Here is a 20,600-nt window from a genome sequence, read left to right on the forward strand (position 1 = left end):
TCACTATCCCAGCAGGCGCCCAACCATTCGGGCCGTGTAATCCACGACGGGCACAATCCGCCCGTAATTCAAACGTGTCGGCCCGATGACGCCGATGGCACCCACGATTTTCTGGGCTTCATTTCGGGCCGGGGCCACAATCATGGACACGCCGGACATGCCAAACATGCCGCTCTCGCTACCGATATAGATCCGTACCCCCTCCGACGCGTCTGCAAGTTGCAGGAGCTGGAGCATGGTTTCCTGTGTTTCCAGATGATCAAACAGCATCCGGATGGTTGTCAGGCGTTCGATCTCGGTGATGTCTGCCAGAAGCTTGCCCTGACCACGCACAAACAGCGTTCCACCGTCGGCATCCCATGTGGCGAGACCGCTCTCGATCACGCTGGCCGTCAGAGCATCAAGTTCATGGCGGTTGGCATCCATTTCCTTGCTGACCCGCTCTCTGAGCGTTCCAAGGGTCAGGTCTCCGAGATGGGCGTTCAGATAGTTTCCTGCTTCAACGAGGGCTGAATGAGGAAGGCCGGGCGGTGTTTCGATGATCCGGTTTTCCACCTGCCCGTCAGAACTCACGAGCACGACGAGCACACGGCCCGGCCCGAGGGCAACGAACTCAATATGCTTGAGTGTGGCATCGGACTTGGGGGCCAGAACAAGACCAGCAGCGGAGGACAGCCCGGACAGCATGGAGGACGCTTCCGCCAATGTGTCCTGATAGGAACGCCCATGAATTTCCAGTCTACTATCAATGCTGGCGCGGTCTTCTTCGGTCAGGGCACCAAACTGAAGCAGCCCTTCCACGAAAAGTTTGACGCCCTTCTCGGTCGGCAGACGCCCTGCGGACACATGGGGGCTGAACAACAGACCAGCCCGGGCAAGGTCTGCCATAACGTTGCGGATCGTTGCGGGAGACAGGGCCAGATTAAGACGCTGTGCCAGAGTCCGGCTTCCAATCGGTTCTCCCGTCTCGACATATTCCTCGACGATTTCCCGCAGGATCGCAGCTTCCCTGTCCCCAAGCCCGGACGGAAAGGAGTTCGACATGCGGAAGAAGGAAGGGTCAGATCTCATCATGGTAAAACTGTATGTCGGGGCTGGAAGCGTTCTCGTCAAACGCGGTAGAGGCAGGACTCGCTTCTAAGAGAGGATTTTTTCGCATGACAAAGCGTCCGTCTGGCCGCGCCAGCGACGAAGGTCGCCCCGTATCCATCGAGCCAGGCTTCGCCCGCCATGCAGAAGGGTCTGCGCTGATCCGGGTTGGTGGAACGGAAGTGCTTTGCACGGCGTCGATCGAGAACAAGGTGCCGCCTTTCCTGCGCAACAAGGGACAGGGCTGGATCAATGCCGAATATGGCATGCTGCCCCGCGCCACGCATCAGCGTGGGCATCGGGAGGCCTCCAAGGGCAAGCAGTCAGGCCGCACGCAGGAAATCCAGCGGCTGATCGCCCGTTCCCTACGCCCCTGCGTCAATCTCAAGAAGCTGGGCGAACGGACCATCACACTGGACTGCGACGTGCTGAATGCCGATGGCGGAACACGCTGCGCGTCCATTACGGGTGCATGGGTGGCGCTTTCTCTGGCACTGCGAAAAGCCAAACTGTCTTCCGTCATCACATCACAGGTGGCTGCTGTTTCCTGTGGGCTGACAGACGCCGGAGCCGTGCTGGATCTGGACTACGTTGAAGATAGCGCCGCACAGGCCGACACGAATTTTGTTCTGACGGCCGAAGGTGGCATCGTGGAAATTCAGGGAACGGCGGAAACGTCTCCCTTTCAGGACCATGATTTTTTTGAGCTGCTGCGCCTTGCGCGTCTTGGCACAGCCAAGCTGTTCGAAGCCCAGAATGCTGCACTGGAGACCCTGTAATGCGTCGTCTGTCCCGTGGATCGAAAATCGTTCTTGCCAGCCACAATGCCGGGAAGCTGCGTGAATTCTCTACCCTTCTGGCGGAGAGCGACATCACGGTTGTGTCCGCAGGGGAACTGAATTTGCCTGAGCCAGAGGAGACCGCCGACACGTTCGTTGGCAACTCCGAGATCAAGGCTCTGGCTGCTGCCCGTGCATCGGGCCTACCGGCACTGGCAGATGATTCGGGCTTCTGCGTTTCAGCGTTGGACGGCCAGCCTGGTGTCTATTCAGCGCGCTGGGGCGGCCCGACCAAAGACATGACCGTCGCCATGGAGCGAGTGCATCGGAAAATGGGAGAGACCACCGACCATGGCGCGTCCTTTGTGGCGGCCCTTTGCCTGGCATGGCCCGATGGCGAAACACATTCCGTCGTAGGGGAATGCCATGGCCAGACCGTCTGGCCTCCACGTGGAGAACACGGCCATGGTTATGATCCCATGTTCCGCCCCGAAGGCGAAACCCGCACATTTGCCGAGATGGATGAAAGCGAGAAAAACGCCATTAGCCATCGCGGCCGCGCTTTTGCACTTTTCCTGAAGGAATGTGTGGAGAACTGAAATGCCTCTTATCCCTTAGGAGGCTGTGAAGCCTCATGAGGACACAGACGATAGGGGCCAGTTGAACACACTTCCATGGACATCATGACGGCCGTGCTACTGGGGGGGCAATCGAACTCCAACAGGGCGCGTCCATTGGTCCATCTTGATAAAGGCCCTCCCTGAGGGCCCCACCCTTCTGCAGGCGAGGAGGTCAGATGGGTGGTGAGACGATGTGCACCAAATCCATCATAAAAGGTAATGTCCCCTATCAACACCCCGCGTTCCTCAAAGCGGTTAAAGCCGCTGTTCAGGCGGGACAGGATCCAGAGACGGGGGGGAACCTCCGGAAGCATGAACAGGGCATGCTGCCCCTGCCAGCGAGCGGGACGAATAATGGCTCCATCCTCCAGAACAAGGTGGAGGTCAGAGTCAGACGTAAGGTGATCGATAGAGGACATGCGCTTTTCCCAGCCATATGACACACGGCTTTTTCTTGCGGTCGAGTGCGCAATTCTCAGACCGCTGACAGTTCTGTTGCAGGCGATGAGCAATATCGTTCGAATAGAAGGCCATAAGTTTCAGCCGGTTTTCGTTTCTTGCCCATGCCGTAAGAAATGCGCCTCTCCCGCCGCGGGAGCAGACGCGGCAGATATAGGACAGAACATCGCTATCGGGAAAGACGACTTTATAACGATACTTATTGAAAATTCATGATTTTTTCTATCTGATCGTGATTTCTGATAACATCCGGCAAATCAACCTGCGCTTCAGGTTCACGACTTCATCGAACTAACCGACTAGTTATTTGAGCGGTGTACAGGCCCCCGACTCACCAGAACCCCACGCTGCCAGACCTGATCCACCTGATCGATATCTGCGATGGTCTGATCTGGCGCTCCTCGGACGATCAGCAAATCGGCCCGCCGACCGGGCTGTATGACACCACGATCATCCAGCTCCAGAAGCTCTGCGGCATTCCCCGTTGCCAGATGAATGGCTTCAAGTGGCGTCAGGCCGGCTTCTACGGTCAGGGCCAGTTCACGATGTTCAGCAAAGCCCGGCAGGCGCGTGGGAGCTGCCCCTGAATCTGTGCCGAAACCGATTTTCACGCCAGCCCGGTAAAGGGTGAGCAGGTTCTTCTGGTTTATGGCGACAGCCTTGTGAGAGGCTTCAGTCAGAGGGTTGGCCAACGTTTTCTGACGCCATTCAGCATTGGAAAGCTGAGCCATAAGAACAGGATCAATCGCAGCGGCAACGAAGGGGATATTGAGCAGATCCGGATGTTCGGCGAAAAGATAGTTCGCTTCATCCAGATCCAGTGTCGCGATGTACCAGACGCCACGCGCTTTAATGGCCGTTATAAGCGCCTGATCGACAGGTTGATCCCGCACGCCATGCGCAAGGATATTGGCGCCTGCATCAACAACCGCCTTGGCAATATCAAGATCGTGGATATGGACCGCCACGCGGGTATTGTGCTCATGGGCTTCGTCAATGACTGCGCGATAGATATCAGGCGACATTTTGGGAAGGGTCTTGCCGTTCGGAACGCCGTTCCGGAAATCATCCACCCACAGCTTCACCAGGTCCGTATGTTCTGCAACCATGCGGTCCACGTCCTGACGAGCCTCCTGCGGGGTTGAAGGACGATAAACCTGATCAGGACCAAGACCTTTAACCATCGCCGCCGGAGGTGCGCCGTTCGGCACGCCAATTCCCTGATCCACGCCAAACAGATCGGCTCCCGGATTTTTACCCGCATGCTGCTCTTTGCGAAGATCGTCGAAAAGCGGAGAGCGGTTCAGACCGAGGGACGTCACGGTCAGAACACCGTAGTCGCTGTATTTTTTCAGGGCTGCGAGAATGTTCTCACGGGTATAGTTGTCGCTCCCGCCGGATGTTCCCTTGATGATGCCGACATGACTGTGATCGCTGATGAGGGCGGGCAAAAGCGTTTTGCCACTCAGATCGACATGCTGTGCTTCCGCCGGAGCAGGGCTTCCAACGGACACGATGCGCCCATCGTTAATGACAACCGTGACGTTCTCGCGAACCGGGTCGCCCGTTCCGTCAATAAGGCGGGCATGATCGAACGCCACGGGTTCGGCCTGTGCCGGAAGTGCCAGAAATGTGGCGGGCGTGGCCAGAAGCAGTCCAGCAAAGGCGGAACGAAGTGTCATGATGTGTTTCCCTCAGCAGCAGTCAGGCTGAGGGGAAACGTTCTGTCATGCAAGAAAGACGCTCACACTCTCGCAGATGTGAGGGCGTAGACGGGAGCGGAACTTCAGCCTTCGAGCGACTGAAGCTCGAACAGGCGGCGATAAATGCCCCCGTCTTTTGCCACGAGTTCGGCATGAGTCCCGTCTTCTTTCAGTTCGCCACGGCTGAACACCACTATCCGGTCCAGTTCCATGACGGTTGAAAGACGATGCGCCACGACGATGACTGTGCGGTTCTTCATGAGGCGGCGCATGGCCTCCTGCACGAGAGATTCTGATTCCGAATCAAGGCTGGAGGTCGCTTCATCGAAAATCAGGATCGGCGCATCAGCGAGGAACGCGCGGGCAATGGCGACACGCTGACGCTCGCCGCCAGACAGCTTCACGCCGCGCTCACCGACCATCGTATTGTAACCTTCCGGCAGACGCTCAATGAAAGCCGCCGCATTGGCCTGACGGGCTGCTTCCTTGATTTCCTCCAGTGATGCGCCGGGGCGGGCATAGGCAATGTTTTCCGCCAATGTCCGGTGAAACAGCACCGGCTCCTGCGGCACGATGGCGATGTGGGAGCGCAGGGAACACTGCGTGACCTGCGCAATATCCTGCCCGTCCACCGTGATGCGACCGCTGTTCACATTATACAGTCTCTGAAGGAGTTTGGTCAGAGTGGTCTTGCCTGATCCGCTGGGTCCGACGAGAGCGACGCGTGAGCCGGGTGCAATATCAATGTTGAGATCCTGATAAAGCGGCTTTTCCTGCCCCGGATACTGGAAAGTGACGTGTTCGAAGTGGATTTCACCCTGCGTAAACCGGGCTTCTTCCGCATTGGGCGCGTCCTGAATGGCGGAATCACGGCGGAAAATGGCAATCAGTTCTTCCATCTCGTTGACGGACCGCTGCACCTGACTGACCTGCTGCCCCAGATCACGCAGATAGCCCTGCACGAGGAACATCATGGTCAGCACATAGGCCACATCCCCCGGGCCAGCCTTGCCCTGCCACCAGAGCATAACGGCCAGACCGATCATGAGCATCCGCATCACGAGAGAGGCCAGTGCCTGAATATTGGCGCTGTTGGTTCCTCGGAGCCATGTGCGAAGCGTGCGCTCCCGCCAGCCCTGAACAATCGTATCCAGCCGCTTCTCTTCGCGGAGTTCCGCCCCGAAGGCTTTGACAACCGGATTACAGGTCACGGAATCTGCAATGGACGCCCCCATCTTGGTGTCCCACTCATTCGAGGCACGGGCACTGGGTGCAACGTAGCGGAGCGTGAGGGCAATCGAGAGCCAGGCGAACAGAACGACGGACACCGCCAGAACAGAGCCCATGAGGGGCGAGCGGAACATGAGAACGGCCGTTGTGCCGCCGAGCACCATGACTTCCGGGCCGATCATCAGCAAAAGCGTGTCGTCCAGCGTATCAATCGCCCACATACCACGGGTCAGCCGGCGGACGGTTGAACCAGCGAACGTATTGGCGTGCCAGTCCGTCGAGAACCGCTGCACCCGCTCGAAGGCCTGATTGAGCACCTTGTGCATGATCGCCAGTGTGAGATGCGAAATACCGACGAAAGACGAGCGACGCCCATACAGGCCGATCAGGCCCAGCGCGATCAGACCACCAACCATCAGGAAAGCATCGTTGCGCAGGCTTAGAAGCTCATCGGTTTTTGGAATGGTCGGCCCGGCAGCGTGTTTGGAAATATCCGAGACGAGGCGACCAGCCAGAATCGGGGTGACGACATCCGCCAGTGTGGCAAGGGCCACACCCGACAATGTCCAGGCAAGAAGAGCGGGATGCGCCAGCCAGCGGCGGCAGACAAAGGACAGGACTTCTGTAAAGGAAACGTCGATTTTCCGGCCTTCCTGTTTCTGGCCGGTAAGGTGCGTAGAAATATCGGACACAAAGAGCTCCGCCGTCTTGTCCCTCAAGGACAACGGCCTGATGGCATGAAATTTTCAGATGTTTGGCGTATCTTGCCGGACAGTCCGGATCAGACGCAACAGCCCGCGCGGAGTTTCAGCCATGACAGACGCCCCCAGACCCATGAGCAAGGCCGCGGCCAAGGCTTTCATTACCGCACTGGCCGAAGCCAACCCGGATGCGGAAAGTGAGCTGATCTTCCGTAATACGTTCGAACTTCTGGTGAGTGTGGTTCTCTCGGCTCAGGCGACGGACAAGTCTGTCAACAAGGCGACCAAGGGGCTGTTTGAACACGCGCCCGATCCGAAAAGCATGGCGGAACTCGGGGAAGCCGGGATCGCGCAATACATCAAGACGATCGGCTTATGGCGCGCGAAGGCTCATAACGTGGCTCTGCTGTGCGAGCAGCTTCTGGAACGACATGCCGGGGAAGTGCCTGCTGATCGCAAGTCTCTTGAGGCGCTGGCGGGTGTCGGGCGGAAGACGGCCAACGTGGTGATGAATGTTGCATTTGGCGCCGATACCATGGCGGTTGATACGCATATTTTTCGTATCGGAAACCGGACTGGCCTGGCACCAGGGAAAACAACCCGGCAGGTTGAGGATGGTCTGGTGGCGCGTATTCCCAAGGATATGCTGCGACCAGCCCATCACTGGCTGATCCTGCATGGTCGTTATGTCTGCAAAGCCCGCGCACCTGAATGCTGGCGCTGTCCGGCAACGCAATGGTGCCTGTATCCGGACAAGCGTCTCACGCCACCTCGAACCAAAGAAGCGGCCTGATCCGCGTTTATTCTGCCTGAGCCAACGGTAAGTTGGGCATTCCATGCGAGCCAATGGCTGGCACCCATGGACGGCTTCCCCGCCAGCCTCGATCAGAAATCAGGACAGGTGCGCCGTGACGGAGAGACACGGCATATGCGCCATTCCTCCAGACGGAGAAACGGTCGATAAACGGAATACCCGGGCAGGCATTTCGGGCGGGCGACGCACTGATGAACAGAATCACACCCTGACAGTCCTGCGCAGAAGGCGGAATTGCTCCGTCTGACGTATCCTTGGCCCGCAGAAGAACCGTCTGGCCTTTGACGGTCAGGCGGCAGAGGCCGTTCAGACAGCCTGATGGCAAGATCCCGGTCGGAAGCGCCAATGCCTGCTGCCAGTCCTGAAGGGTCAGACGTTCCAGACTACTGTGAGGGCCGACTTGCAGGATGCCTTCTGCCCGAACAGCAATAAGGCCCCCATCAGGTGAGACCAGAATATCAGGGCGTGGAACCAGCCAGATCGAAAACAGTCCCACCATGATTGGCATAAGCCCGGCAAGGCGCGCGCGTCCTTTCCACAGGCAGAGCAGGCACAGCCCCAAAAGAACGATGAGTAGCGCCCATTCTGGCATGTGAGGCACGGGCTTATGAGCCAGCGGAAACGCTGCGACGGTTCTGGCGATGACCTGAACGATCCGGATGCCCCACCCCATGAAGGGTGCCACTCGCGTGAGAGTGCGCCGCTTTTACCCTGCACGGGGTCTGTCATCGGGAATGTCAGGGATTGGATACGCGCAAACTGCTCCGGTGTGGGCGCGGCGCGCAGGATGTCAAAGTCCTGCTCCGGGGGATACGCACCGATCACGGTGAAATCAGCATCGGAGCCTAGATTGCAGTGACCTGTTCCGGCCGGAAGAAGTGCGATGTCCCCTCCCCGCACCTCCACCGTCCTGCCCGAGGGGCCGCCTAGCATGAGTCGGGCTGACCCATTGGAAAAGCCGAGCACTTCGTGGCCAAGGCTATGATAATGATGAAAGGTATAAACGCCGTTCCGCCAACGGGATGGCCAGCCATTCCGGTTGAACAGATCCTCGTACACGCCCTCTCGCCCCGCCCCGGCTTCCAGAGCGTTACGATACACGATGACAGGCAGACGGGAATTGTTGGGCACCCAGTCATTGCGGTGAAGCGTGAAGGCTTCAACACGCGCTGTGCTGGCGGACGCCTTGCGGATGCGGCCATGTCCCATCGTCAGGCCCATGCCGGCCAGCATCACATTGAAATCGCGCCTGTCCATGCTCAGCCCCCGTGAAAATCCTGCCCTCAGGATAGGGACCCGACGAACGGTGCAGGAAATCACACACGCTTGAAAATCAGGGATTTTTTAAATGTAACAGCCTTGTGACCCTCGATTGCACACCCCAGAAAAACAACGACACAAATCATGCCGGGATGATGCGGATAGCCCCTCCCGCACGAGCATGATATGAGAGCCGCATGACGATCCGTACGCGCTTTGCACCCTCGCCCACGGGCCTGCTGCATGTCGGCAACGCCCGCGCTGCCCTGTTCAATTTCCTCTTCGCCCGCCACCATGGCGGTGAGTTCCTCCTGCGGATCGAGGACACCGACAAGGAACGCTCCACGCAACGCGCGGTGGACGTAATCTTTGATGGTCTCGCCTGGATGGGGATCACAGCGGATGAGGAGCCTGTCTTCCAGTCCGCCCGACAGGATCGCCATACGGAAGTGGCACTGGAACTGCTGGCCAAGGGTCAGGCATACAAGTGCTACTGTACACCGGAAGAACTGACCGCCATGCGCGAGAAGGCCATGGCCGAGAAGCGTCCGCCCCGTTACGACGGCACATGGCGTGACCGCGATCCGTCCGAAGCGCCGGAAGGTGCGCCTTACGTTGTGCGCCTGAAGGCGCCGCGTGAGGGCGAGACCGTCATCAAGGATCTGGTACAGGGCGAAGTTCGTGTCGCCAACGTGGAAATGGATGATCTGATCATCCTGCGCTCCGACGGCACGCCAACCTATCTGCACGCTGTGGTCTGTGACGACCATGACATGAACATCACCCACGTCATGCGCGGTGACGACCATCTGACGAACACCTTCCGTCAGGCCATGATCTATCGCGCGATGGGCTGGGATCTGCCGCAGTTCGCTCATCTGCCGCTGATTCATGGCCCGGATGGCGCGAAGCTTTCCAAGCGTCACGGCGCGCAGTCCGTCGTGGACTTCCGCGAGGAAGGGTATCTGCCAGAAGCCCTGTGCAACTACCTGCTGCGTCTGGGCTGGGGTCATGGGGACGCGGAAATCCTGTCTCGCGAAGAGCAGATCAAGCTGTTCGATCTGGATGGCGTCGGTCGCTCCCCGTCCCGTATGGACTATGTGAAGCTGGCACATCTCAATGGTGTCTGGATGCGTCAGGCGGACGATGAACGCCTGACCAACGATGTCATGGAGCGTCTGCAGGGTCGTGAAGGCGTTGTCGCGGATGACCGCACGCGTGCCCGTGTTCTGGCCATGATGTCCGGCCTCAAGGAACGCGCCAAGACGCTGGTGGAGCTGACGGATAATGCCGCTTTCGCAGGCTTTACCCTGCCCCTGACCTTCACGCCCAAGGCCGAGAAACTGCTGGACGAGAACGGCCGCAAGGTTCTTGAAGGTGTTGGGCATGACTTGGCCGCGCTCCCAGACTTCACGGCGGAAGCGATCGACGGCGCTCTTCGCGCCTACGCCGAGAAGAACGAGCTGAAGCTAGGCTCCGTTGCCCAGCCTCTGCGCGCTGCCATGACAGGATCCACCACGTCTCCAGGCATTGACCTGACACTGGCCGCTCTGGGCCGTGACGAGGTTCTGGCCCGTATTGCGAGTGTGCTCAGTGCCTGAGCGGCCATCCGTCCCCCGGCATCTGCTGGGAATCGAGGGGCTGACCCCGGGGCAAATTACCCCGTTCCTCGATCTGGCGGAGAGCTATGCGCTCCTGAGCCGTTCCCGTTCCGCACCGCGTGAAGCGCTGCGGGGCCGGACGGTCATCAATCTGTTTTTCGAAGACAGCACCCGAACCCGCACCAGTTTTGAACTGGCAGGCAAGCGCCTTGGGGCGGACGTCATCAACATGACGGTCGCCACCAGCTCGGTGAACAAGGGCGAGACGCTGCTGGATACGGCATCCACGCTGAATGCCATGCGCTGTGATCTTCTGGTCGTGCGTCATGGCCAGTCCGGTGCTCCGGCCCTGCTGTCCCAGAAAGTCGAAGCCAGCGTTGTGAATGCCGGAGACGGCACGCATGAACACCCTACGCAGGCGTTGCTGGACGCCCTGACTATCCGCCGCCATTTCGGGCGCTTGGAAGGTCTGACAATTACGATCTGCGGCGACGTTGGTCACAGCCGCGTGGCACGTTCCAACATCCACCTTCTGACCGCGTTGGGAAACTCGGTGCGTCTGGTTGGACCGCCGACGCTATTGCCATCCGCAATGGCAGAACTTGGCAATGTCACACTGTATTCAGACATGGATGAGGCCCTGAAAGGCGCGGATGTCGTAATGTCCCTCCGTCTTCAGAAAGAACGTATGGGCGCTGGCCTTGTCCCGAGTTCCCGCGAATACTTCCGGTTCTTCGGGCTGGATCGACGTCGTCTGGCACTGGCAAACCCCGGTGCCCTGGTCATGCATCCTGGCCCCATGAACCGGGGCGTCGAGATTGCGTCTGATGTTGCCGATTCGGATCAGAGCGTAATCGCCGAACAGGTGGAAATGGGCGTGGCTGTGCGTATGGCCGTTCTGGATCGCCTGTCCCGGGCACGGATGCCACTATGACGATAACTGTTTTTGAGAATGTCCGCCTGATTGACCCCGCCTCCGGTCGGGATGGCGTAGGACGCCTGACGGTTGAAGATGGTCGTATTGCCGCTATCGACAGCCCGGAGACGCCTGAAGGGGCATGCGTGATTGATGGTCAGGGTGCAGTTCTATGCCCTGGACTTGTGGATATGCGTGTGGCTCTGGGCGAGCCAGGCTTCGAATACCGTGAAAGTGTGAAGTCAGGCGCGCGGGCTGCCGTAGCGGGTGGAATCACCACCATCGCCGTTTTGCCCAACACCTCTCCAGCAATCGACAATCCCGCTCTGGTGCACCTTCTGAAGGTGCGCGGCGAAGAGACGGGCATGGTCTCCATCCATCCTTACGGCGCGCTGACGCGTGGCTGCGAGGGCGGAGACATGGCGGAGCTGGGTCTATTGCAGGACGCCGGTGCCGTAGCATTCACGGACGGCACGCGCGCTATCGCGGATGCCAAGCAGATGCGCAATCTGCTGTCCTATTCCCGCTTTCTCGACGCGCTGGTTGTGCAACATCCGGAAGAACCTTCGCTTGCCAAGGGCGCCTGCGCGACCGCAAGTGCGCTGGCAGTTCGTCTGGGTCTGCCGCAGGTTCCGGCTGCCGCTGAGGCGATCATGATTGCCCGTGATCTGCGTCTGGCGGAAATGACGGGTGCCCGTCTGCATTTCGCCCATGTCTCTACGGCGGAAGGGCTGGATCTGATCCGGGGCGCCAAGGCACGAGGCATCAAGGTGACGTGTGACACGGCCCCTCCTTATTTTGCCATGACCGAAGAAGACATCGGGGATTTCCGCACCTATGCGAAATTCTCCCCTCCTCTTCGCTCCGAATCGGATCGGTCTGCCGTCTGTGCGGCGCTGGCTGATGGAACGATTGATGCGGTGGCTTCTGATCACGCCCCTGCGGATGCGGACGACAAACGCCTCCCCTTTGCGCAGGCTCGCGCGGGCGGAACAGGGCTGGTTACGCTTCTTGGCGTCACTCTTGGTGCTGGTCTGCCTTTGATTGAGGCTCTGCGCCTTGTGACCTGTGCTCCGGCCTCCCTGCTGCGGATTTCAGCCGGCACGCTGGCCGTTGGTCAGGATGCGGATCTCTGTCTGTTCGATCCGGAAGCAGTCTGGGAAGTTCGTGCTGGCGAGCTGCCGGGGCGTGCCCAGAATACGCCTTTTGATGGCCAAAAACTGAAAGGCCGCGTGCTGCGCACGTTCCGTCGCGGCACGGAGGTTTTCACGGCTGAGGGGCTGGCATGACGCTGTCTCATCCAAGCCTGCTCCTGATCGCTGCAATTGCCTATGGCCTTGGCAGCATCCCCTTCGGGCTGATCCTCACGGCGGCCACGGGCGGCGGAGACATTCGCCAGATCGGCTCCGGCAATATTGGCGCGACGAACGTGCTGCGCACCGGGCGCAAGGGGTTGGCTGCTGCAACGCTGCTGCTGGATGCGCTCAAAGGTGCACTAGCCGTGTTCCTGGCTCTGCGACTCGGTGGTGACCAGCCCTCGCTGGCGATGGCCGTGGCAGCAGTCGCTGTCGTGGTTGGGCACTGCTTCCCGGTCTGGCTTGGGTTCCGGGGCGGCAAAGGCGTGGCGACTGGTCTTGGGACGATCTGGGTTCTGAGCTGGCCTGTCGGGGTCGCGTGCTGCGTGGTCTGGCTGGCTGTGGCGCGTCTGAGCCGGATTTCCTCAGCCGGAGCGTTGTCCGCCTTTCTTGTGGCTCCCATCCTGATGGTGGTCACGAAGGGTCAGGGCATAAATGCCCCGATCCCGGTTGCAACAGCTCTCATCGCTTTGCTGATCTGGGTTCGGCATTACAGCAATATCGTTCGTTTGCTGTCGGGCAATGAACCGCGCGTAAACGCAAAAACGAAATCTTCCTGACCTTAAGCGGTCGTTAAGGATTATTGGGTAGGAGCGAAAACATGACGACGTTTTCCGCTCCTCCATTCCGGATGTCTGATCAAGGCCGACTCGACGCGATGCGGCTTGCCCGGACGCCCGGCGTTGGTCCGATCAATTTTTCCCGGCTGCTTTGCCAGTATGGAAGTCCGGCAGCAGCGGTCGAGGCCCTTCCAGAGCGGATGCGTCAGGCTGGACGGCTCGATCTTCCTGCTATTCCTTCTGCTGCCCAGATGGCGTCTGAAGTCGAAGCCCTGCATCGCATCGGCGGAGACGTTCTGATTCGGGGCGATGCGGACTACCCATTGATGTTGTCCTTCATCAAGGATGCGCCGCCTGTCCTGTTTGTTCAGGGCGACCCTGCAAAGCTTTCCCTACGTTCAGTTGGGGTTGTGGGCGCAAGGAATGCGTCTGCAGCAGGGATTCGTATGGCGGAAAGCCTTTCTGCCGAACTGGCGGACTCGGGAATCTGTGTTGTGTCAGGTCTGGCACGCGGCATCGATTCGGCGGCTCATGAGGCGGCGCTTTATCCGGGCCTGACGACGGCTGCCGTCGCCGGAGGGTTGGATCACGTCTATCCCCCGGAAAATGCGAAGCTTCAGGCCAGCATTGCGGAACGCGGATGTCTCGTAACGGAAGCGCCGCTGGGAACGATTCCCCAAGCCAGACATTTCCCGCGCCGCAACCGGCTGATTGCTGGGATTTCGCTGGGGTGTGTGGTGGTGGAAGCCGCCCTGCACTCCGGCACGCTGATTACGGCCAGCCTGGCCCTCTCCTATGATCGGGAAGTTTATGCTGTTCCCGGATCACCATTGGATCCACGGTCTCGTGGCGGAAATGACCTTTTACGACACGGAGCGACGCTCACGGAAAATGTGCAGGATATTCTTTCATGTCTGCCTTCACAGCTTCCAGTCCCCCTCCTTCCACCGTGGATAAAAAGCCTTCAGAATACAGGTCTTTTCCAAGGTTTTTCAGAATCTTACACGCCATGGGGCGGAGAGGATCCCAAGGCTTGGGAAGACCCTGATCTGGTCCTTGAAAAAGTGCTCCCGCTGCTTTCCGTGATACCGGTAACAGTTGACGAGGTGGTGCGCCGCTGCCAGTTCTCCGTTTCGGCAGTACTGTCGGTGCTTACCGAGCTTGAGCTTGGAGGCGTCGTTGAGTTCGTGCCCGGCGGGCGCGTGGCGTTACAGCCGAACAGGAAGTGACGCGGAAAACCGGAGTGGCAATGACAGACGTTGTGGTAGTCGAGAGCCCGGCAAAGGCCAAGACGATCAACAAGTATCTGGGAAGCGGGTTTACCGTTCTGGCTTCCTTCGGTCACGTGCGGGATCTGCCGCCCAAGGATGGCAGCGTCCGCCCGGACGAGAACTTTGCCATGAGCTGGCAGACGGACGACCGTGGCTCCAAACAGATCGCGGCGATCGCCAAGGCGCTCAAAGGGGCCAAGAACCTCTATCTGGCCACTGACCCGGATCGCGAAGGTGAAGCCATTTCCTGGCATGTTCGCAGCGTTCTGGAAGAAAAGAAGCTTTTGAAGGGAATCGACGTCCATCGCGTCACCTTCAACGAAATCACGAAAGCCGCTGTCACAGCCGCCATGGCTGGCCCCCGTGAGCTGGACCAGCCGCTGATTGACGCCTACCTGGCTCGTCGTGCGCTGGACTATCTGGTGGGCTTCACGCTGTCGCCGGTTCTTTGGCGCAAGCTGCCGGGCAGCAAGAGCGCTGGCCGTGTGCAGTCCGTGGCGTTGCGGCTGATCTGTGAGCGTGAAGCGGAGATCGAGGTCTTCCGTCCCAAGGAATACTGGACCGTCACAGGTGGCTTCAATACGCCCGCCAAAGCGGCCTTTCAGGCACGCCTGACGCATCTCAAAGGTAACAAGCTTGACCAGTTCGATCTCAATAATGAGACACTGGCGTTTGAAGCCCGCGACATCGTACAGGCCGGTCAGTTCACGGTCCGGTCCGTTGAGCGCAAGCGCACGAAGCGAAACCCACCGCCGCCGTTCACGACGTCCACACTTCAGCAGGAAGCCTCCCGCAAGCTGGGCATGAGTGCCCAGACAACGATGCGCACGGCCCAGCAACTTTACGAAGGTGTGGATCTGGGCGGTGAGACGATCGGTCTCATCACCTATATGCGAACCGATGGTGTCACGATGGCCAAGGAAGCCATCGGGGCAATCCGTGGGCATATCGGTAAGGCTTTCGGGGACGAGTACGTTCCTGACTATCCTCGCGCCTACTCCACCAAGGCCAAGAACGCTCAGGAAGCGCATGAAGCCGTGCGTCCGACAGATGTCTTCCGGACGCCTGCCCAGGTTGCTCATGCTCTCTCTCCTGAGCAGAAGCGGCTTTATGAACTCGTCTGGAAGCGCGCCGTTGCTTCCCAGATGCAGTCTGCGGAACTGGATCAGGTCGCTGTGACGCTGGCAGACGCAAGCGGACAGACGCTGCTGCGCGCGACCGGCTCGACGATCGCATTTGATGGCTTCCTGAAGCTCTACATCGAAGGCCGGGACGATACGAAGTCCGAAGATGAAGACGGCAAGCTTCTCCCGCAGATGAAGGAAGGCGATCGCGTTTCCACCACAGGGGTGGATGCCGAACAGCACTTTACGCAGCCGCCACCACGCTATTCCGAAGCGTCTCTCGTCAAGAAGATGGAAGAGATCGGGATTGGTCGTCCGTCTACCTATGCCTCTGTGCTCAGCGTTCTGCGGGACCGCAATTACGTTCGGATGGAAGCCAAGCGCTTCATGCCAGAAGATCGCGGGCGGCTGGTTACGGCGTTCCTGACGTCGTTTTTCGAGCGCTATGTCGATACGGGTTTCACGGCGTCTCTCGAAGAGCAGCTGGATGATATTTCCGGCGGTCGGGCAGACTGGCATGATGTCATGGCAGCTTTCTGGCATGACTTCTCCGCGGCGGTTGCCCAGACCAAGGATCTGAAAATTTCAGACGTCATTGACGCTCTGGACGAAGATCTGGGCGCACATTTCTTCCCGCCTAAGGAAGACGGGTCCGATCCGCGTGTTTGCACATCGTGTGGTACGGGTCGTCTGGGGCTGCGTCTTGGCAAGTTTGGAGCCTTCATTGGCTGTTCCAACTACCCGACCTGCCAGTTCACACGCCGTCTGATTGCGGACGATGGAGACGCGGAAGGTCTCAGCGAGGGTCCGAAAATTCTGGGGCAGGATCCGGAAAGCGGCGAAGACATCACTGTCCGCCGGGGCCCATGGGGACTTTATATCCAGAAGGGTGAGCCAAACCCGGAGGACAAGAAGGCCAAGCCGAAGCGGACGACAATTCCCAAGGGGCTGGATGGCAATACCATCACCTTGGAACAGGCTCTGGGACTGCTCTCTCTTCCCCGGTTTGTCGGCCTTCATCCGGAAACCGGCGAGAAGATTGAGGCGGGTCTGGGCCGGTTTGGGCCTTATGTGAAGATGGGTGCGATCTACGGCACGCTGGACAAGGATGATGATGTCCTGACCGTTGGCCTGAACCGCGCTGTCGACAGTCTGGCGAAGAAGCTGGCGTCCATTCGCAATCTGGGTGCACATCCGAAGGATGGCGAGCCTGTCATGATCCGGAAGGGACGGTTTGGCCCCTATGCCCAGCATGGGCAACTGATTGCCAACCTGCCCAAGGATCAGGGTATGGACGATATTACCTTGGATGAAGCCGTGGCGCTTCTCGCAGAGAAAGGGAAACCGCTGAAGGGTGGTGCCAAGAAAAGCACTGCAAAGAAAGCGGCGACCAAAACGGTTAAAAGCAAAAAAACTGCATCCACCGATGCAACTTCTGGCGAGGACGCTCCCAAGAAGACAACCAAGCGCGGCACAACAAAAACTTCCAAGACGAGCAAATCAACCGCTTCTGCAACAAAGAAGCGGAAAACGGCAGCAGACCCGTCCTCAGAGGCCTGAGGCAGGGTCAAAAGGGGGGTGTGACCCGGCTGCACTCCCCTCAACAATGTCTTCTGTATGTCTTTACCGGGGCTGAAGTTTGTGGCGTGGTCACAATATGGAAGGGCTGAAAAGCGCTTTTTGCTGACCCGCCTTCGAGGACCCCGTTCTTGCGCCACGCCGCACGCCCTATGTCTCTGTTTCTGTCGCAGTTCTGCACAACGGCGTGCCGTCCAGTCTTTGTCCTAGGTCTGGCAGTACTGGCGGTGGGAATTCCACTTCATGATGTCTTGGCGCAGGACAACGCGGGCCAGCCACAGACCGTAGCGCCTGCTGCTCCAACGTTCTCCGCGGGCATGACCCGGGATGTTCTTTTTGCCGCATTGGGCTTTCTCGGTCCCCGGACTCTTGAAGCTCATTCTCCGCGTGAGTTCTGTATCTGGGGTCTGGATGGTTTAACTGCCATCGACCCGACCATTGCCGTGACAGACAATCCGGCGGAAGATCATGACAAGCAGCACATCCCCGAAACACTGAGCATTACCCAAGGCCAGACGCTGCTTTTCAAGCGCGTTTTCCCCGCTGATGGAAACCGCTCGGCCTGGGCGGATCTTGTAACCGCTGCCATGCAGTCGGCCTGGGAACATTCATCGACAATTCGGGAAGCAGGCGCCGATGCGCTCCTTCAGGGATTTTTCGATGAGCTGTTCAATCACATGGATCCGTATTCTCGGTATCTTGGCCCCACACCGGCCATTGCTGACCGAACCAAACGGACCGGCCAAAGCGGGACCGTTGGCCTGACACTCGGCGCAAAAGGTCATGCGATCATCGTGACTGCTGTCAATGCGAACGGACCCGCATGGGAAGCCGGTGTGGATACAGGGCAGCGGCTGATTGCCGTCAATGGACGCTCCACCCGGGGTCAGGCTCCGGAGATTGTTCAAAGCTGGCTTGACGGCGAGGACCGGACTTCGATTTCGCTGGCACTGGCCTCACGTGGGCAGCGTCCATCCACTCTGAAACTACGCCGTGCACAGGTTCCGCCTGAAACGGTTTTTGCTTCGGCGGACGGTCCTTATACTCTCCTGAGAATCACATCCTTTTCGACCCAGACCGCCGAGGAAATCAGCCAGTATCTCGATCAGGTCGTTGAAGACGAGACTCCTGATGGCCAGCCTGCTTCCGGGGCGAAAGCTTCACCAAAGCGACCTGCTGGAATTATCATTGATCTTCGTGGAGACCGGGGCGGGGTGCTTCAGCAGGCTGTGACTGCGGCAGCCCTCTTCCTTGATCATGGGGTGGCCGTAACCACTCATGGACGAGACCCTCAGGCCAATCATATCTGGGCGGTTCAGGGCGGCGACATGACGAGCGGTGCCCCGATTGTCATCCTGGTCGATGGACGGACCGCCAGCGCAGCTGAAATCCTTGCCGCAGCGCTTTCGGATCACCGGCGGGCCGTTGTGATCGGGAGCGAGACGTTAGGCAAAGGACTGGTCCAGGTGATTGGCCAGATGCCGAACGGTGGCGAGTTGTTCGTCACCTGGAGCCGCAATCAGGCTCCGCTCGGCTGGCCTATCCAGGGACTCGGTATCATGCCTCAGGTCTGCACCTCGCGGGGGGCGGACGATCTGCACGGACAGCTTTCCGAACTTAAGGGTGGAACGGCGCCACAGGCCGCTGCCGTACAACTGGCAAGAGCAGCGCGTTACCCGGTTCCGGTTTCCCGGATTCTAGACATAAGACGTCATTGTCCAGCCGCGATCGGGACGGATGCAGACATGGACACGGCAAGATTCCTGCTGTCTTCTGTAACGGCATACAAAGCAGCCCTTGAGGCTGTTCCTGACGAGAACACCGCACCTCTGCACTAAATTTTTCAGGAATGGACGAGATATTTTCATGGGTGCACGTTTGAAAACAGGGCTTTGGGTCCGTGCCGTCATCCGTCGTATTTCTTCGGATGGGACGTCTGCCATGGTCCTGAAAAAAGGCGACGAAGATGCTGGAGCCGTTCTGATTGTTTTGCGGGACCGGGAAGACAACATTACTGTCCTGCGGGAAAATGGCTCTGACTGGGTTCGAGCCGATGTTCAGAAGTCTGGACTGGATGAATATCTGGAGCGTCAACGCCGGTATGATCCGGATCTCTGGCTGATCGAGCTTGAAGTCAGAAACGTAGAGACTCCGCTGGAGCGTACTCTGGGATCACGTCGTGCAGATCTGGACGTCATGCACTGAACTGTGGGACGGAAGACACAGTGAGCAATGAACCTGCCCACTGTGAAACTTCCGTGTCAGCCATTAAGGAATGGTGCGCGTTGCCATTGCCGGCACTTTCAGCAAGAAGACTTTCAATTGGGTTGGTTGGAGAGAAATGACATGATGCAGCGATCCGTTGTCAGAACCTGGCTTGCCCGGGCCGGGCTCACTGCTGGCGTATCGATGCTGGTCATGGGGGCCGCACAGGCCCAGCCGGTCAAAGGTCTGTATGTTTCAGGCGAAGGTGGCGCGAGCTTCAACCAGGATCAGACCGTGCGTCTTTCTCCTGTCTTTCCGAGCGGCCGTGACCACTATCAGGCTGGCGTTACGGGAATCGGCAGCGTTGGCTGGGGACTGGGTAATGGCTTCCGCGTCGAAGTTGAAGGCAACTACCGCAACAATCGCCTCCAGCAGTTCAGAAGCAGCCTGTTTCCGTCTTCAGTCGGTGGACGTCAGCAGCAGTATGGCGTGATGGCCAACGCCCTGTTCGACATGGATATCGGGCAGTCCTGGGTGTTCCCATATTTCGGCGCTGGCATTGGTTATGGCTGGCAGGCCATGAACACCTACGTCCGGGCACCGAACGGCGCTTTCGATCAGCATACGGGCGGCACGGCGGGCAATTTTGCCTACCAGGGCATTTTTGGTCTGTCTTTCCCGGTTCCGTGGGTTGTTGGCTTGTCCGCCACGACGGAATACCGTTTCTATTCCCTTCTGGGACCGAACGGACACCACGCAACGGCAACGGGCGTATATGGCGGCTGGGATCAGAAACAGGCCTATGGCTATTCTGAGGGCAACCGGAATACCCGCACTGACTTCAACCATTCCCTGATGCTGGGACTGCGTTACGAATTCAATCCCGCTCCGCCGCCAGCCCCTCCGGCCCCTGCCCCGATCGCTGCTCCTGCACCGGCTCCAACGCGCACTTATCTTGTGTTCTTTGACTGGGATTCTGCGGCTCTGAGCGGCCGCGCAAAATCTGTTGTTGCAGAGGCTGCAAAGAACTCCACCTCAACACAGATCACGCATATCGAGGTCAACGGTTATACGGACAGCTCTGCTGCACAGCCGGGCCCACGCGGACAGGCTTACAATCTGGGCCTCTCCAAGCGTCGTGCTGAGAGCGTAAAGGCGGAACTGATCCGTGATGGCGTGGCCGCTGGCCTGATCGTCACACAAGGATATGGCGAAGCGCATCCGCTGGTGGCGACAGGCCCGAATGCTCGTGAGCCACAGAATCGTCGCGTGGAAATCGACTTCAAGTAAGTTTCCCGACCCATTACAGGCATGAAAAAACCGGCTCCTTCATAA

At 58.9% G+C, this 20,600-nt stretch carries 17 protein-coding genes and 1 pseudogene; 12 read left to right on the plus strand and 6 right to left on the minus strand.

Annotated features, from left to right (window positions below; translation table 11 throughout):
• Positions 1-3: 3 nt before the first annotated feature.
• Positions 4-1,074 (minus strand): heat-inducible transcriptional repressor HrcA, encoded by a 1,071-nt coding sequence (gene hrcA, locus GFR01_RS14800; protein WP_174694729.1) that lies wholly within the window; start codon positions 1,072-1,074, stop codon positions 4-6.
• 83 nt (positions 1,075-1,157) lie between these two features.
• Between hrcA and rph the strand changes: the two genes are divergently transcribed.
• Entirely contained in the window at positions 1,158-1,868 is a 711-nt protein-coding gene (rph, locus tag GFR01_RS14805) for a ribonuclease PH (protein WP_099183060.1), read from the plus strand.
• Positions 1,868-2,467 carry an RdgB/HAM1 family non-canonical purine NTP pyrophosphatase gene (gene rdgB, locus GFR01_RS14810; protein ID WP_099183061.1) on the plus strand — a complete coding sequence of 200 codons (600 nt, stop codon included), beginning with the start codon at positions 1,868-1,870 and terminating at the stop codon, positions 2,465-2,467. The genes rph and rdgB overlap by 1 nt, the downstream gene beginning before the upstream one ends.
• An 8-nt stretch (positions 2,468-2,475) precedes the next feature.
• Here the strand turns inward: rdgB and GFR01_RS14815 are convergent, their stop codons facing one another.
• The 3 genes from GFR01_RS14815 to GFR01_RS14825 form a co-directional block, all read right to left on the minus strand.
• A complete protein-coding gene (locus tag GFR01_RS14815; RefSeq protein WP_082872635.1) occupies positions 2,476-2,907 on the minus strand; it encodes a hypothetical protein in 432 nt (143 codons plus the stop codon).
• Positions 2,908-3,246: 339 nt separating this feature from the next.
• Positions 3,247-4,629, minus strand: coding sequence for an amidohydrolase family protein (locus tag GFR01_RS14820; protein WP_099183062.1), 1,383 nt, complete (start codon positions 4,627-4,629; stop codon positions 3,247-3,249).
• A 104-nt stretch (positions 4,630-4,733) separates the two neighbouring features.
• Entirely contained in the window at positions 4,734-6,572 is a 1,839-nt protein-coding gene (locus tag GFR01_RS14825) for an ABC transporter ATP-binding protein (protein WP_099183126.1), read from the minus strand.
• A 121-nt stretch (positions 6,573-6,693) separates the two neighbouring features.
• Between GFR01_RS14825 and nth the strand changes: the two genes are divergently transcribed.
• Positions 6,694-7,374 (plus strand): endonuclease III, encoded by a 681-nt coding sequence (nth, locus tag GFR01_RS14830; RefSeq protein WP_174694730.1) that lies wholly within the window; start codon positions 6,694-6,696, stop codon positions 7,372-7,374.
• Between the two features lie 7 nt (positions 7,375-7,381).
• Here nth and GFR01_RS14835 read toward each other — a convergent pair whose 3' ends face one another.
• Entirely contained in the window at positions 7,382-8,068 is a 687-nt protein-coding gene (locus GFR01_RS14835) for a hypothetical protein (protein ID WP_244902323.1), read from the minus strand.
• Positions 8,068-8,652, minus strand: a pseudogene (locus GFR01_RS16080) (cupin); the annotation flags it as partial. The gene GFR01_RS14835 and the pseudogene GFR01_RS16080, both read right to left, overlap by 1 nt.
• A 200-nt stretch (positions 8,653-8,852) precedes the next feature.
• Between GFR01_RS16080 and gltX the strand changes: the two are divergent.
• From gltX to GFR01_RS14890, 9 genes are all read left to right on the plus strand, one after another.
• Positions 8,853-10,256, plus strand: a complete 1,404-nt coding sequence (gene gltX / locus GFR01_RS14850; RefSeq protein WP_010503645.1) for a glutamate--tRNA ligase — start codon at positions 8,853-8,855, stop codon at positions 10,254-10,256.
• Positions 10,249-11,190: an aspartate carbamoyltransferase catalytic subunit gene (locus GFR01_RS14855; protein ID WP_099183063.1), complete on the plus strand. Its 942-nt coding sequence runs from the start codon at positions 10,249-10,251 to the stop codon at positions 11,188-11,190. Before gltX ends, GFR01_RS14855 begins: the two co-directional genes overlap by 8 nt.
• Entirely contained in the window at positions 11,187-12,461 is a 1,275-nt protein-coding gene (locus GFR01_RS14860; protein ID WP_099183064.1) for a dihydroorotase, read from the plus strand. The genes GFR01_RS14855 and GFR01_RS14860 overlap by 4 nt, the downstream gene beginning before the upstream one ends.
• A complete protein-coding gene (plsY, locus tag GFR01_RS14865) occupies positions 12,458-13,087 on the plus strand; it encodes a glycerol-3-phosphate 1-O-acyltransferase PlsY (RefSeq protein WP_099183065.1) in 630 nt (209 codons plus the stop codon). The genes GFR01_RS14860 and plsY overlap by 4 nt, the downstream gene beginning before the upstream one ends.
• A gap of 41 nt (positions 13,088-13,128) precedes the next feature.
• Entirely contained in the window at positions 13,129-14,316 is a 1,188-nt protein-coding gene (gene dprA, locus GFR01_RS14870) for a DNA-processing protein DprA (RefSeq protein WP_099183066.1), read from the plus strand.
• 20 nt (positions 14,317-14,336) lie between these two features.
• The gene (topA, locus tag GFR01_RS14875; RefSeq protein WP_099183067.1) at positions 14,337-17,042 is read left to right on the plus strand and encodes a type I DNA topoisomerase; all 2,706 of its coding nucleotides are present in this window, start codon (positions 14,337-14,339) and stop codon (positions 17,040-17,042) included.
• Positions 17,043-17,212: 170 nt separating this feature from the next.
• Positions 17,213-18,898 (plus strand): S41 family peptidase, encoded by a 1,686-nt coding sequence (locus GFR01_RS14880; protein WP_373317579.1) that lies wholly within the window; start codon positions 17,213-17,215, stop codon positions 18,896-18,898.
• A 28-nt stretch (positions 18,899-18,926) separates the two neighbouring features.
• The gene (locus tag GFR01_RS14885; RefSeq protein ID WP_099183069.1) at positions 18,927-19,265 is read left to right on the plus strand and encodes a DUF1491 family protein; all 339 of its coding nucleotides are present in this window, start codon (positions 18,927-18,929) and stop codon (positions 19,263-19,265) included.
• A 141-nt stretch (positions 19,266-19,406) separates the two neighbouring features.
• On the plus strand, positions 19,407-20,555 hold the full coding sequence (locus GFR01_RS14890; RefSeq protein ID WP_099183070.1) for an OmpA family protein: 1,149 nt from the start codon (positions 19,407-19,409) through the stop codon (positions 20,553-20,555).
• Positions 20,556-20,600 lie beyond the last annotated feature (45 nt).

Origin of the sequence: Gluconobacter frateurii, from assembly GCF_002723955.1 — a bacterium.
GTDB lineage: Bacteria > Pseudomonadota > Alphaproteobacteria > Acetobacterales > Acetobacteraceae > Gluconobacter > Gluconobacter frateurii.

Bases quoted from the DNA above. Each gene is read 5' to 3' on its own strand.
- hrcA (WP_174694729.1), bottom strand. From the start codon at position 1,074: ATGATGAGATCTGACCCTTCCTTCTTCCGCATGTCGAACTCCTTTCCG.
- rph (WP_099183060.1), top strand. From the start codon at position 1,158: ATGACAAAGCGTCCGTCTGGCCGCGCCAGCGACGAAGGTCGCCCCGTA.
- rdgB (WP_099183061.1), top strand. From the start codon at position 1,868: ATGCGTCGTCTGTCCCGTGGATCGAAAATCGTTCTTGCCAGCCACAAT.
- GFR01_RS14815 (WP_082872635.1), bottom strand. From the start codon at position 2,907: ATGTCCTCTATCGATCACCTTACGTCTGACTCTGACCTCCACCTTGTT.
- GFR01_RS14820 (WP_099183062.1), bottom strand. From the start codon at position 4,629: ATGACACTTCGTTCCGCCTTTGCTGGACTGCTTCTGGCCACGCCCGCC.
- nth (WP_174694730.1), top strand. From the start codon at position 6,694: ATGACAGACGCCCCCAGACCCATGAGCAAGGCCGCGGCCAAGGCTTTC.
- GFR01_RS14835 (WP_244902323.1), bottom strand. From the start codon at position 8,068: ATGGGGTGGGGCATCCGGATCGTTCAGGTCATCGCCAGAACCGTCGCA.
- gltX (WP_010503645.1), top strand. From the start codon at position 8,853: ATGACGATCCGTACGCGCTTTGCACCCTCGCCCACGGGCCTGCTGCAT.
- GFR01_RS14860 (WP_099183064.1), top strand. From the start codon at position 11,187: ATGACGATAACTGTTTTTGAGAATGTCCGCCTGATTGACCCCGCCTCC.
- plsY (WP_099183065.1), top strand. From the start codon at position 12,458: ATGACGCTGTCTCATCCAAGCCTGCTCCTGATCGCTGCAATTGCCTAT.
- dprA (WP_099183066.1), top strand. From the start codon at position 13,129: ATGACGACGTTTTCCGCTCCTCCATTCCGGATGTCTGATCAAGGCCGA.
- topA (WP_099183067.1), top strand. From the start codon at position 14,337: ATGACAGACGTTGTGGTAGTCGAGAGCCCGGCAAAGGCCAAGACGATC.
- GFR01_RS14880 (WP_373317579.1), top strand. From the start codon at position 17,213: ATGTCTCTGTTTCTGTCGCAGTTCTGCACAACGGCGTGCCGTCCAGTC.
- GFR01_RS14885 (WP_099183069.1), top strand. From the start codon at position 18,927: ATGGGTGCACGTTTGAAAACAGGGCTTTGGGTCCGTGCCGTCATCCGT.
- GFR01_RS14890 (WP_099183070.1), top strand. From the start codon at position 19,407: ATGATGCAGCGATCCGTTGTCAGAACCTGGCTTGCCCGGGCCGGGCTC.